Genomic DNA, 14,645 nt, shown 5'->3' with positions numbered 1-14,645 from the left:
TGTTTTCAAATATTGGGCTCACACCACATTGATACCCCAAAATTGAAGGCTTTGTTTTGCTTTTTTTGACCAAATAGACAGATATAGGTATCTTATCGACCAAATCCCTAAATGAGCAGATAAAAAGGTATTTCATCTCGACAAATGGCTTTATCCGCTCATATTGTTGTTTCAGCGTGAAAAACAGCAGACTGGCAGATTAGAAATACTGCAAATTGATTCTTTATATTAGTTTGGCAGCAGTTAATTCAATACAATGGCTACTATCACCCCAAATAAGAACATTTCTTTTGTAGTGCACTTGCTAGGATGGTTAATGCTATGCATCCTCCTTGTGTTACTCTCTCCACTTTCCTGGAGAATGGGAGAAGCAGAATTACCAGTTGCCTTTTGGTATAAGCAGATTTTCCTGGTTGGTCTTTTGGTTGCGGCCTTTTATACCAATGTCACCTTCTTTGTTCCAAGGTTTCTATTAAAAGGTAAAAACTACCTTTATCTGGCGATTGTAATTGGAGGGGTCGTTTTATTCTATTTCTCAATAGTCTATTTCGAGCAACTTATCCAATACCCAAGAAGAATGCATGAGTTTTTCAATCCGGATAGACCTTTCAAGCCCGGCCGTAGATGGATCCAAGGTGATGCTTTCCAAGTACTCCTTTATATCGTTTCGGTAGGCTTGAGTACATCTGTAGCTTTGGTTCAGAAATGGCAAAGAGATGAAGCCAACCGCCAAGAGCTAGAAAAACAAAATATCAATACCGAGCTTTCATATCTGAAGGCTCAAATCAATCCGCATTTCTTTTTCAATACTCTGAACAACATCTATTCTTTAACCAACCTGGATATCAAAAAAGCTCAGGAGGCTTTATTGAAACTTTCCAGAATGATGAGATATGTTCTGTATGAAAATCAACATGAGTCAACTCTCTTAAGTAAGGAGGTGGATTTCATTCGAGATTATATTGAGCTGATGAAAATGCGTCTAACAGACAAGGTAAAGCTTGAAATCCATCTTGACGATTCAAAAGACAATCAGGTCATCGCACCAATGTTGATTTTACCATTTTTGGAAAACTGCTTCAAGCATGGTATCAGTTCCCAAAAGGAAAGTCATATCTATATCAAGTTAGAAATCATGGGAGACACAGTTTTCTTTGAAACAAGAAATCAAATTTTCCCAGTCAATTTGGATAGTCCTGAAGCAAGAGAAAGTGGAATCGGACTAGCAAATACACAAAGACGCCTGAGTCTTCTCTATCCTAAAAAACATAAACTTAAATTTGGGAAAGACGAAGGCAAAGAGGAATATTACGTTAATCTGACAATCAATCTCTCATGAAACTCCAATGTATAGCTGTAGATGATGAGCCATTAGCTCTTGACCTTCTTTGCAAATACATTGAGCAGACTGCATTTTTGGAGTTGAAGGGTAAGTTTTCCAGCGCTATTGAGGCCTTGGGATTTATCAACCAAAATCAAGTACAGTTGATTTTTATGGACATTCAGATGCCAGATCTTTCAGGGATGGAATTGGCGCGAGTCCTAGATGGAAAAAAAGACTCCGATAAAACCCGAATCATCTTTGCGACAGCCTATCACCAATTTGCTATTGAAGGGTATAAAGTGGACGCTATAGATTATCTTCTCAAACCTTATTCCTATGAGGAATTTCTGAATGCTGCGACAAAAGCGTTCAATTATTTCGAAAAGCAAAATAGAAATTCGGAATCTGTCAAGGTAAAAGTCGAGGAGGATCCTGAATACATTTTTTTAAAAGTAGAGTACCAATTGGTCAAAGTGCTTTTGGAAGACATCGCCTATGTGGAAGCCTATAAAGATTATGTCAAGGTGCATTTGCTCTCCAAAGCCTCACCTTTGCTTTCATTGACCAGTTTAAAAAGTATGGAAGAGCTCCTTCCTACCAAGAAATTCATGCGAGTCCATAGATCCTATATCGTTGGTCTTGACCACATCGAATCTGTTTCCAAAAACCTGATAACAGTTCATGGAAATCAGATTTCGGTGAGTGACAATTACAAAGACGCTTTCTTGGAATTTATGAGCAGGTGGATGACCTAAGTTAATACCATGTGTTTTATTCAACTCTATTGTAGGTAAGCACCAAACAGTTTTCAAGAGGTCCGCATCCACTGGTCAGGGTTTTATAATTCTCGGTAATTCCAAAAATTATAAAGCTGGGAGGATCAAATTGATAAAGAACCAACTCACTTTTTGGCTGATAATTAGAATCCGCCACCCCTTGAAGATATGCTTCATTTTTGACGATGGTCACCTTATTATTCTCTATGGTATAGGTCCCATTTCCGTAAGCCCTATATCCTAATATTTCATCTCCTCCAACATTCTTGGTCACTTCTTCAAAAGTAAAGGTACCATCATTTTTAAAATCCAGTGTACCCACAAAATCAAATTGCTCAGTCCCCCAACCTAAATTACCCTGGATAATACGTTCATAAACTCCGGCAATCCTCGCCTCAGGACTGGGCTCTTCGTCCGAACAGCTTGAAAAAAGAAAAGGAATTGCTAAAATCAAATAGATGTATTTTTTCATGGTATTATGATTAAAAATCAGGACGTTTTTATTTCTAATTAAGACTTGATGAATTCCTAAATCCATTAATCTACTCTTATAAAATCATCATCTTGGGAAGGTGCACAAAACTCCGAAGGACCACACTGGTACCTTAATCTGGTGTAATTTTCAAGAATTGAATAATTCATCACACCTCTTCCATCTTCATACTCGTATAACTCAGACTTTGCTACCGGGCCTCCATCTTCCGGTCCAATAAAATACTCCTCAAAATTGAGAACTGCCACATCATCTTCTGATATGGTGTATGTGCCACTTCCGTAATAATAAAACCCAATTATTTCATCTCCGCCAGAGTTTTTGACTACCCTTTCAGTATAGAAAGTTCCTTCTCTTTCAAACTGAATCGTCGTTTGCCAATCTGTTTCAGCAAACTCATAATTCTGCTCATAAATCCCTGTAATCCTTGCCTCAGGACTTGGCTCTTCGTCCGAACAGCTTGAAAAAAGAAAGGGGATTGCTAAAATCAGGAGGATGTATTTTTTCATTGTTTTCATTTTGGTAAAAAATTATTGGTTTACCATTCAAAGACGCCTTTTGTTATTTGTGCGATACAGTTGATCATAAATTTAATTTGGAATATCAATCATCACCAAACAGCCCATATCAGGCTGACTTTCAATTTGAAAATCTCCATTGAGCATTTGAACCTTGGTTTCAATTCCCAATAAGCCCATCCCCCATTCTTCTTTTGGTTTTTGAATCCCTTTGCCATTATCCTCAATAGAAATATTAATTGTATCTGAATGCTTGATGATTTGCAACCTTAAATAGTCAGCCTTTGAATGCTTTAAAACATTCTGAATAAGCTCTTGGCAAATTCTATAAACTGCCAACTCCAACTGTGGTTCTAACCGTTCTTCCATTCCCAAAATCTGAAGTTCAGTTTGGATTGAAGTCTGCTGAGAGAGTGGCTCCAGCAAGGCCTGTAGTGCCAGATCCAAACCGAATCTTTTCAAAGAAACAGGTGACATGTGGTGAGCAATCCTTCTGACATCGTCAATAGCTTCATCCAATTTTTGAAGTGATTTTAGACCTTTATCTTTCCATACATCCCCAACAGAAGTCTCAAAAATATGCGTCAAATTCAGCTTCAAAGTAGAGAGTTGAGACCCCAAGCTATCATGTAGCTCACTGGCAATCCTTTCTCTTTCGTACTCTTGAACTTTAATCAGGTCCTTGATATGGGAATCTTTTTGCTTTTCGAGCAAAGTCATCAAAACCTGTTTTTCTTCCATCTTTTTCTGAACCTCTTCATTCAACCTCAAGGTGTTTTCAAAGTTTTTGGCATTATCCAAAATCACCCCCCCTTGCCTTGAAACTATTCTTATCCATCTCAAAACATCCTCTGTATAGGCATTATCATCAAATCGACTTTCCAGATATACCACCATGGTATGGTTTTCAGAAAAACCAACAGGAAAAAACAAAGCTGACTTTATGCCTTTTTTCAGAATAGAATCCAATTCTGGGTAATTCATATGATTTTCCAATTGATTCAAAACCAATGGAGTCTTTGTCCGGTGGACCATTCTAAAAAGCTCAGACAAAACCTTCCATGAATTATCCTGATCTGCTTCCTTAAAATTCAACAAGTTAATATCATGATAGGCCTGCAAATCACCTTCAGGATTTACCCAAAGAATGATTGACTTCGAGGAAGCAGAAATCCTCATCAACAAAACCATCAGAGTTCTGGCAATTTGAATGGAGTGGATTTCCCCTGCTAACTCAAACAAAATGGTTTCAATATCCAAGCTTTCTCTTTTTTGAGATTCCTTGGGGATAATGAAAGCAAACTGCCTGACTAATTGCTCAATCTTTCGATGGGCTCCCCATTGATGATAATGAAACATTGCATGCTGAAGGTGCGTGCTGGCAGACACAACATTCCTCTCCTCAAGATAAAATTTGGCAAAAAGCTCATGGCAAACTGCCTTCAGATAGACATTCTCTTGGGAAGTTTGAATTGCATGGATGTATGCGTTTTCGATTTTTTTGAAATCCTCATCTCTAATTCTCCAGGTTTCTGCCTGAAGAAGCCAGAAAGAAGATGCAAAATTGGCAGGTGACTTTTCTTTCCAGGAAGCGAATTTTTGATATACTGAATCTAACCACTTCCATACTTCAGACTTATCCTTTCCTTGATTGGCCCAATTTTGAGTAATCGCTAAAGCCTTTAACATCAGGTTTGCCGGAACCAAAGGAGAACCTTCTTGAAGCTTCTGATTTTTCTCAGCAATGGAGCTACTATCAATCGCCTGTGAATAATATCCAAACATAAAATAGTACCTTGCCAGTACATAGTTCCTGTAAAATTTCTCCTCCTGTAAGGTTAATCTTGCTGCCAAGCCCCTGGCCTCTTGCTTAGGCAAGGAAAGAAAGGGACTCTCTCCGGAAAAATATTTAATCAGTTCCTTTTGATAATGAGTGATGTAATAGGTCAACTCCATCCCCACATAACTCTCCTTGAAATCAAATCTCAACAAGTCTTCAATGGGTTTTCCACTCAGGAAATGAAGATTAAATAAGTGGGTTTTATTGATATAATATGCTATCAGATCACCTGACTTTCTAGCCACAGCCATCCCCTCTTCCAACAATGGGTAGCTCAAATGATAGCCTTCCTTCCATGGCAAGATATAAAATCCAAAAACACCAAGCACACGGGAACGGTATTGAATATCTCCAATCGAATTATTTAGATTCAAGCCATAAAGCCCAAGGTCAAAACCCTCTTCGATTTGTCCTGAAATGATTTTCATTCTCCCAAAACTCACCAATCCCAAAGATCTCACATTTGGCTGATCTATCTGCTGAGATCTGGAAATAATTTGGAGTGCAGCCCAAGTCATTAACAAATCAGAGGTATGATGGAGAGCCATTCCTCCATTGTATAAAAGCTGCAATATCTTGGATTGGGAGCTAACGGATTTATTCAAAGACTGATTTGACAAAGAAGCCAATGATATCCCTCCTTCCAATTCTTGGATTTCCTTTTCGATCTGCTCCGGATCATTTGGTAATCTAAGACCCAGCTCATTGAGAATTTCGGTCAGAATAAAAACCGATTTTCTGTACCTACCCAAATGATTGTTAACAATAATTTTTAACTCAAATGCCAAAAACCGCAATTGAGAATCCTGATTTTGCTCCAACAATTCATCCAATAAAATCTCAGCTACATCAAATTCACCCAAATAATACTCTACCTTCGCCCTTTCTAACCAAACCTGACCGATCAAGAAGCCGTTTTCAGTCCACTTCTCTCCCTTCAATAAGTCGCGGGCTGTTGTCAAAAAACCTTTGGCTTGAGAATAAGAATGCTCCTCCCTTTGAATTTGTGCTACTTGAATCAACAGGCCAATGATTCTTTGTTTTTCGGGAGGGTTTTGAAGATACCCGGAAATTTGCTGGAAGCGCTGAGCCAGAACTACCAATTCTGCCACATTTTTTTCATTCCAGTTTTCAGACAAAAGTTGTTTTCCTAAAACAAGATGAAGCCGCTGAATCTCCTCTTTATCAAGATTTGAAATTACCACTTCCTTAATTGTAGCTTCAATTCCTATTTTATCATTGTGAAGGGTTAGAAAATCTTCCAAAAACAACTTTTTCAATGCATCTCCCAGTTCAATATGATTAGAAAATATCCTTTTGAGTCTGGTAAGATCCAATTCCCCGAAGCATGCCACCAACGCTAGAATCTCTCTCCTTAAAGGAGAAAAACTCACATAAATCTTACTTAAAAGCTGATCTTTTTTTTCTCCTATCAACTTCTGGGAAATCTGATTAAGATTGCCATTCCACTTCCGATCATTTTTATGGATCAAATCTTCAAAAATCAAAGTCTCCAGCATCAAAATCAATGTGGCTGGCAATCCATCAGATGATTCAATTAGGATCTGGGCCAAATCCTCAGAAACCTCTCCTCCCAACCTATTTTCAATCAGTTCCTTTGCCTGAGGCTCTGTCAGATTATCAAGCTGTATCGTCACAATATGCTTTTGAAACCAGGCCAAAGAGTTCAAAAGCTGGGAAACATTATTTTGACTCGAATTATCTATATCCGCAACCGCTACCAAGATCAAGGTGTGTGAATCAAGGTTTGCCAAAAGGTGCTGAATCAGGTTACTAGATGACCCATCCACCCATTGAAAATCATCCACAAACCATATAATGGGCCTCTTAAAATATGCTCTTAAAAACTCAAAAAACTTCCTGAAAACAATATATAGCTGACTTTCAATTTTGGGCAGGTGAATTTGTTCCTCTGAAGAATCAGAGTCCAGAAGCATAGAAAGTTCGGGCAGATATTCGGATAATAAGGAAAAATCAGATCCCAATAAGGCTCTTACTTCCTGAGAAAAACGAGAGAATTCCAGGCTATCCATCCGCTTGATCTTTCCACTTAAATAAGGGCCCAAAGCACCCTTGAGTGCTGAGTATGGGATGTTTTGAAGCTGGAAAGACTGGCTACTTATCAATAATTCATGTGGATTGGATTTCAGGAATTGCCTCGTCAAAAATGATTTACCAATTCCTTCTTTTCCTGTAATTAAGACACCTACTAATTGAAAATCGGTCTGCAGGGATAGTTGCTGAAAAGCACTTTCCATCTTTCTGAAAAACTGTTTAGTTCTGATCTCTTTGAAAGATGATTTTTGAGGATAAAAAGGGGCAAAATCCATATGCTGGTTCAATCAAGTAAGCTGAAAATGAAAATATCGTTTTCTTAAAGACCGACCTAGAACTTTCCTATTTCAGGAGTATAAAACCTCCCAGTGGAAACCCTTATTCCCAAAAAGAGATTACGCGCAATGGTATTTAACCAAACCGTCCAAAGGCTTAGGTCTGATCTCTTGAATTTGCTCCCCACACATTTCGGCTACTTCCATGAGGATTTCCTGAAAATGAAAAGCTACAGATCCTGCAAAAGAAATTGGATATTGGACTCCCTTTTGTCTAAATGGCAGGATATAGAATTCGAAAAACTTTGAGAAACTTGACTTAATTAGTGACTGAACTTCTTCATTAGATTTCTCCGAATGAATGAAAGGAATCAAAGAAGCTAAAAAGCGATTGGGGTGGGATTGCTTATAAATTCGATCTAAAATAGCCACTCGATCCAATGCAAACTTTTCAAAGAATCTAGCTGTCAATTCAGGGGAAAGTTTTTCTGACAAAAGCTGCTGAACAAAATCTCTTCCCAATACAGCTCCGCTTCCATAATCTCCCAAAATAAATCCTAAAGAAGGTACTGTACCGACGATTTTCTCCCCATCATAGACACAGGAATTGGCACCTGTACCCAGAATGCATGGGATGCCGGGTCTATTTTGAAACAAACTTCTTGCTGCTCCCAAGATATCACCCTGCACCATCGCTGAACTTTCCGCTGGAAAGACCTCATCTAGAACCAAAGCTAATTCACTGGCTTTTTTGGGATGACCACATCCGGCCCCATAAAAGATCACTTGAGAAAGTCCTTCGATTGGGTTCAAAACCTGTTTTTTCAATTCTCTTTTGATTTGCTCTGGAGATTTGAAATAAGGGTTGATTCCTTGAGTTTTAAACTCGAGAATAGTTAATCCAGAAGGTTTGACGATCCTCCAATCAGTTTTGGTAGAGCCACTGTCAGCCAATAAAAGCATAGTTTCTTTCTTTGTCGGGTGGATAAGAGTCCATAAAAGGCACTCTTCACAAAGATGAAAGAATCAAGCTCTCTTCCAATCCCAGAAAACAGTGATTTAGCACAATCACCAGAAGTATTTATAAAAATCTGATCAGTAGATCAATCCTTTTATGTAAGCATTGTTAACCAACTCTGCCGTATTTTTTGCTTTCAGCTTGTAAAGCAGGTTCTTACGATGAGTTTCAACAGTATTTTTACTGATAAAAAGTTGCTCGCCAATCTCAAGTGTCGTCAACCCATTTGCAATACAACCCAAAACCTGCGCCTCTCTTTCAGAGAGTTTTTCATCTACCTGATATCTGGAAGTATTCTTGAAAAAGCTATTCAACAAAAGTTTATTGACCTCATCACTCACATAGGAATCTCCCCGGTTCAAAGTCTTAATAGCTTTCAAAAGGTCACCCTTACCAGTATTCTTCAATAGATATCCATTGGCCCCACTTTTCAGCATGTCCGAAATGTAGTTTCTATCCAGATGCATGGACAATCCCAAAATCTTCAATCTAGAATCTCTTTTGCACAGCTCCTTGGTCGCCTCTACCCCGTCCATCTCCGGCATGTTCACATCCATAATCACGAGATCCACCTCATTTTGCGAACAAAAAGAAACCGCCTCTTTTCCATTATTAGCCTCACCAATTACCCGGATTCCATTGACACCTTGGAGCATGGCTTTCAAGCCATCGATGAAAAGCTGGTGATCATCCGCTATCAAAACATTAATCATCTTTCAACAAATCAAATTAGAAGAAAAAACTAGTGTGAATCAAACTCTGAATAATATTACATATCCTTTTTCAACTCTTATTTAATATTTCCACCAATGGAAAACAGCCACTAATCAACACCTCAAAAACATGCTCTTATTAATATTCAATTACTCTTTAAAAAATTCAAAACATTCCAAACAGCCACTTTACAAACTCTTTGAAAAACATCTAAATCAGCTATTAAACAGGGATTCCTGTTCTTCTATATGCATCCCAGGGATTCCTTAAAAAAAGCTTATTTGTACTTTTTCAATTAAATATCATGAATTGGTGATTTAATAATATCACTGTTTTCAGGGATAGTCCAGCGACATTTTTTGAAAAGATTTGACGGTATCATTCTATCGTCCCTGCTATGTCCAATGTCTTCGTCATGAATTAGCAGTGATTTTAGAGCTATTTATTTCTAACAATTTTAAAACGTCTAACATGAAAAAACTACTACTCGGTGCCTTTGCATCAGTATGTTTTCTCCTGTTTCATTTTCAGGTAAACGCTCAATCACTTCAAGTTACAGGACGGGTGATGAGTGCTGAAGATGGACTTGCACTGCCGGGAGTTAGCATATTGGTAAAAGGAACTACCAAAGGTGTCACCACAAATACAGATGGCACCTTTCAAATTGGAGTTGAGAGCGGGCAAACCCTTGTTTTCAGCTTTATCGGAATGGAATCGGTGGAAAGGGTCATTACTTCAAGTACCAATCTCGACATTGTACTAAGTCCTGATGCTCAATCTTTGGAAGAATTTGTAGTAGTAGGATACGGTACCCAAAAGCGAAGTGATCTGACAGGATCCGTATCTTCAGTAGACACCAAAGTCTTAGAATCAAGACCAATTACTGATGTGGGTAGAGGTTTGCAAGGAACCACTCCCGGTTTGACTATCACCACTCCAAGTGGACAGATTGGCCAAAACCCAACCATCAGATTGAGAGGAACTGTGGGTACTTTGAGTAATTCTGGGGGAGCCCAGCCACTTATTTTGGTGGACAATGTGGAGATCCCAAGCCTTCAATTAGTTAACCCTGAGGACATTGAATCTATTTCGGTATTAAAAGATGCTGCCTCTTCGTCCATCTATGGATCTAGAGGTGCTTGGGGTGTCATCTTGATCACTACCAAAAAAGGTAAAAAAGGAGAAGCTCCAAGAATCAATTATTCCAACAACTTCTCTTTTGCAACTCCTACTACCACGCCGACCATTGCTCCCGGAGCAGAAGGTGCAGAAATGGCATTCAGAGCTTTACAAAGAACAAATCCTTCCACCAATGTATTTGGAGTAGTAGGGATGTATTTCGATGAAACTGGCATCCAAAAAATGAGAGATTGGGAATCGCAATATGGCGGTCAGGATTTGGGTCCAGAAATGGTTTTGGGTAGAGATTTCGAAATCCGTGACGGTAGATTGTTCTTCTACAGAACATGGGATGCAGGAGACATGTTTATGAACAAATGGACTCCTCAACAAAAGCATGATCTTTCAGTATCTGGAGGAACAGACAAAACCACCTATCGCTTAGGCGTTGGCTATTTGGGCCAAAATGGAGTTTTAAAAGTTAATCCAGATGAATTCAACCGATATTCAGCAGATTTAAGCTTGAGCTCTCAAGTGACCGATTGGATGGAAATCCGTGGTGGTGTCTTGTATAGCGACACTAAATTCACCAGACCTTTCTACTTCTCCAGTGAGACATACGATCCGTGGTATTACCTTTTCAGATGGCCTAAAAACTACCCGTATGGAACTTATGAAGGCAATCCTTTCAGAAGTGCGATTACCGAGGTTCAGCAGGCTAAAATGAATGAGGAAACAACAGCGCTAACCAGAATTAACCTGGGTACGACTTTAACTCCTATCAAAGGTCTTTCTATCGTCGCAAACTACACGCATGACTCTCAAAACAATCATGTGCATCAGACAGGTGGATCTGTTTCAGCCTATAACTTCTGGTCTACGGGGGCCAATCTGCAATACGCTCCATACACAAGTGCTTCATACGACCGAGTTAGATACACCTCCGCTTGGAACACCAGAAATGTCGGTAAACTTTTCGGAACCTATGATTGGGCTATAGGTGATCACAACTTCAAAGCCATGGTAGGTGGAGACATCGAATCTTACGAGTATTGGTACCAAAGCTCAGAAAGAAGACAATTGATGGATCAGGACAGAGGGGAACTTGATTTGGCATCTGGAGATCAATTTGTGGATGGCGCAAGAAACCTTTGGTCTACAGCGGGTATGTTCAGTAGAATCAACTACAACTACAAGGGTAAATATTTCCTTGAATTGAATGGTAGATATGATGGTTCATCCAGGCTTTCTCCAACAGAAAGATGGGCTTTCTTCCCATCCATGTCAGCAGGCTACGTGATCTCTGAAGAATCATTCTTTGAGCCTATTACTCCAGTAGTTTCCTTCTTCAAATTAAGAGGTTCTTGGGGTGCTATCGGAAACCAAAATGCTTATATCTCCGACATATATAGAATCATGTCTTCTTATTCTTCAGGATGGCTGATCGGATCAGACAACAAACTGACTTTCGGAACTCCTGGCGCATTGCCTTCTTCTTTAACTTGGGAGACTATCACAACACTAGATTTGGGCTTTGATGCAAGATTCTTCAAAGACAAATTCGGAATCGGCTTTGATTGGTACAAGAGAGTTACTTCTGATATGCACAGTGCAGGCGAAGTACTTCCTGCGAGTTATGGCACTTCTGCCACCAAACAGAACTTTGGTGAATTGGAAACCAAAGGTTGGGAATTGGCTTTGGACTACTCTCATTCATTTGAAAATGGCCTGAATTTGACTACCACCTTCGTCCTTTCGGACTATAAAGAAACGGTTACTGAATTCGCAGATAACCAAAGCATCTATTCAAATCGTCCGGGTCGAGTGATCGGAGACATTTGGGGTTACGAAACAGACAGATTGTTTACCGAAGATGACTTTGTCAAAGACGGAAACGGTGATTTCGTTTTGGACAATGGCAAATATATTTTGAAAGAAGGCATTCCTTCTCAGCAACTGTATGAAAGCGGATGGTTCTACTACGGACCTGGTGATGTGAAATACAAAGACTTAAATGGTGACGGAGAAATCACTTATGGTCAAAACACAGTAGATGATCATGGAGACTTGAAAGTCATCGGTAACTCCACTCCACGCTATCAATATGGATTCCGTTTAAATCTGGACTACAAAGGAATCGATTTGGGAATGTTCATTCAAGGTGTAGGAAAACGTGATTTCTGGGCTAATGGACCGATTTTCATTCCTGGATATAGACCAGGTGAGGCTTGGTTTGAGCACCACTTGGATTACTGGACTCCAGAAAATCCCAATGCATACTACCCAAGACCTACCGATGCTGGAAACTCAAACAACTCCAGAAACTTTCTTCCTCAAACCAGATACCTATTGGATCTTTCTTACATGAGAATGAAGAACATCACTGTGGGTTATTCACTTCCATATAATTGGATTTCCAAGGCAGGAATGCAGAAAGTCAGAGTCTATTTCAGTGGTGAAAACCTATTTGAATTTGACAACCTGAACCTTCCACTTGACCCGGAAGTGGATTACACGGCAGCAGGAAACAATGATTCCAATACGTTTGGAAGAGTTTATCCTTACAGCCGTTCTCTTTCATTCGGATTGCAAGTCACCTTTTAAATCGACTAGATCATGAAATTAAAAATAACAGCATTAGCACTAAGTCTTTTCGCACTGACCAGCTGCGATGACTTTCTAGAAAAACCACCTGTTGACAGGTTGACTGATGAAACCTATTGGGCATCGGAAGAGAATGTCAGAAGCTTTTCTTGGGGCTTTTATACCGCATACTTCGGCGGATACGGATCGAGCTTTTCCTGGGGGAAATTCTTCTCAGGACAAAGCCTAAACGATGACTTTTCACCAAGTAGCCCTCCACAATTCAGAAGAACTGTTCCTACGGCTGCGACAAGCTCCTATTGGACTTTTTCATATGTGAGAAAAGCGAATATCTTTCTCAACAGAGTCCAAACTGTACCTATGAGTGAAGAAGCAATCGCTCACTGGTCCGGTGTAGCGAGATTCTTCAGAGCTTTGGAATATCATGATTTGGTGAAACAATTTGGTGATGTACCTTGGTATGAAGAGGAGTTAAGTGAGACTGACACAGAAACGCTTTACAGACCACGTGATCCCCGTGATTATGTGATGGACCGAGTTTTGGAGGATCTACAATTTGCTGCAGCAAATGTGAGAGAATCCGATGGAAACGATGGACTATCTGTAAACAGAGCGGTGGTATTGGCCTATTTGTCTAGAATTTTTCTTTACGAAGGCACCTGGCAAAAATACCATGAAGGTAACAATGCCAAAGCACAGGAATACCTTCAGGCTGCGAAAGACGCTGCTGGTCAATTGATCCAAACAGGTTCCTATTCACTAGGAAACTACAGAGAAGTTTTCAACTCCCTAAACTTGGCAGGTAATCCTGAGGTGATTCTTTACAGACACTATGAACCAGGAATGATCACCCATGCTTTGAACTCTTACAATAATAAAGAGCCTCAAACGGGTGTTTCCAAAGATGCAGTAGATTCTTACCTATCAATTGATGGATTGCCAATTTCCCTTTCCCCTCTTTATCAAGGTGAAAAAGGAATCGAAAATGTAATGGCCAATCGTGACCCAAGAATCCATGAAACTTTGGTTTCAGACGAACTTAGATTGAATGGTATTGCATCCAATTATAGCACTACCGGCTTTGCCACTCACAAATTCCTGAATGAAGTCATCAAAGATGAGCCAGAAGGAAGTTCCAATTTGAACTACACGGATTCTCCGGTATTGAGATTTGGAGAAGTTTTGATCAACTATGCTGAAGCTGCTGCTGAATTGGCCACTGTTGGTGGGGCTGCTCTTACTCAAGGAGATTTGGACATGTCTGTAAACGTTCTTCGTGACAGACCAGGCGTCATGCTTCCTCACCTACAAGTAATGGGTGACAATGCAGCTGTTGATGGAGTAGTTTATGAAGATCCAACCAGAGACTCTTCTGTACCTTCCATTATTTGGGAGATCAGAAGAGAGCGCAGAATCGAATTGATGATGGAAGGATTCAGATTGGATGATCTGAAAAGATGGAAAAAGCTCGAGTACACTGATACCGAATCGAACATCAACATCAATAGAGGTGCTTGGATTTCCAGAGTGGATTATCCAGAACTACAAAGTAGTGTAGTTCTTTCCGACGGAGAAGAAGGATATATCATTCCGGCTTCTGCTGCTGCCTCTCAAAGACTTTTCGAAGATCCTAGAGTCTATCTTGATCCAGTTCCATTGGATCAGATCACACTCTATCAACAAAACGGGGTAGAGCTCACTCAGAACCCTGGTTGGTAAATTGAGTTAATAGCTGGTTTATATTATTGTCCCTCTTTCCATTGGATTGAGGGACTTTTTTTGTGGAAATCATACTTAATCACAATTGTTTTTTCCAAACAACAAAAAATCAAATTGTTTTCTTGGTAAAACAGTTTTTGAAGGAATACAAAAAACAAAACCCGATCCT

9 protein-coding genes are annotated in these 14,645 nt (G+C 39.6%); 4 read left to right on the top strand and 5 right to left on the bottom strand.

Features of this window, described 5'->3' with window-relative positions:
- The first annotated feature begins 256 nt into the window (after positions 1-256).
- Complete coding sequence (locus tag O0V13_RS18990; RefSeq protein WP_268036584.1) at positions 257-1,339, top strand: sensor histidine kinase; 1,083 nt, start codon at positions 257-259, stop codon at positions 1,337-1,339.
- Complete coding sequence (locus O0V13_RS18985) at positions 1,336-2,079, top strand: LytR/AlgR family response regulator transcription factor (protein WP_268036582.1); 744 nt, start codon at positions 1,336-1,338, stop codon at positions 2,077-2,079. The genes O0V13_RS18990 and O0V13_RS18985 overlap by 4 nt, the downstream gene beginning before the upstream one ends.
- 16 nt (positions 2,080-2,095) lie before the next feature.
- Here the strand turns inward: O0V13_RS18985 and O0V13_RS18980 are convergent, their stop codons facing one another.
- From O0V13_RS18980 to O0V13_RS18960, 5 genes are all read right to left on the bottom strand, one after another.
- Positions 2,096-2,572, bottom strand: coding sequence for a hypothetical protein (locus tag O0V13_RS18980; protein ID WP_268036580.1), 477 nt, complete (start codon positions 2,570-2,572; stop codon positions 2,096-2,098).
- Positions 2,573-2,637: 65 nt separating this feature from the next.
- Positions 2,638-3,102: a hypothetical protein gene (locus O0V13_RS18975; protein WP_268036579.1), complete on the bottom strand. Its 465-nt coding sequence runs from the start codon at positions 3,100-3,102 to the stop codon at positions 2,638-2,640.
- 81 nt (positions 3,103-3,183) lie between these two features.
- Positions 3,184-7,302 carry an AAA family ATPase gene (locus tag O0V13_RS18970; protein ID WP_268036578.1) on the bottom strand — a complete coding sequence of 1,373 codons (4,119 nt, stop codon included), beginning with the start codon at positions 7,300-7,302 and terminating at the stop codon, positions 3,184-3,186.
- Between the two features lie 120 nt (positions 7,303-7,422).
- Complete coding sequence (locus O0V13_RS18965) at positions 7,423-8,265, bottom strand: N-acetylglucosamine kinase (protein ID WP_268036577.1); 843 nt, start codon at positions 8,263-8,265, stop codon at positions 7,423-7,425.
- A gap of 132 nt (positions 8,266-8,397) precedes the next feature.
- On the bottom strand, positions 8,398-9,033 hold the full coding sequence (locus O0V13_RS18960; protein WP_268036576.1) for a response regulator: 636 nt from the start codon (positions 9,031-9,033) through the stop codon (positions 8,398-8,400).
- A 472-nt stretch (positions 9,034-9,505) separates the two neighbouring features.
- Here O0V13_RS18960 and O0V13_RS18955 point away from each other — a divergent pair, with 472 nt between their 5' ends.
- Positions 9,506-12,757: a SusC/RagA family TonB-linked outer membrane protein gene (locus O0V13_RS18955; RefSeq protein ID WP_268036575.1), complete on the top strand. Its 3,252-nt coding sequence runs from the start codon at positions 9,506-9,508 to the stop codon at positions 12,755-12,757.
- Between the two features lie 12 nt (positions 12,758-12,769).
- Entirely contained in the window at positions 12,770-14,476 is a 1,707-nt protein-coding gene (locus tag O0V13_RS18950) for a RagB/SusD family nutrient uptake outer membrane protein (RefSeq protein WP_268036574.1), read from the top strand.
- Positions 14,477-14,645: the final 169 nt, after the last annotated feature.

It is taken from the genome of Algoriphagus sp. PAP.12 (assembly GCF_026652115.1).
Taxonomy (GTDB): domain Bacteria; phylum Bacteroidota; class Bacteroidia; order Cytophagales; family Cyclobacteriaceae; genus Algoriphagus.
This window is presented reverse-complemented; position numbering and strand designations above follow the sequence as displayed.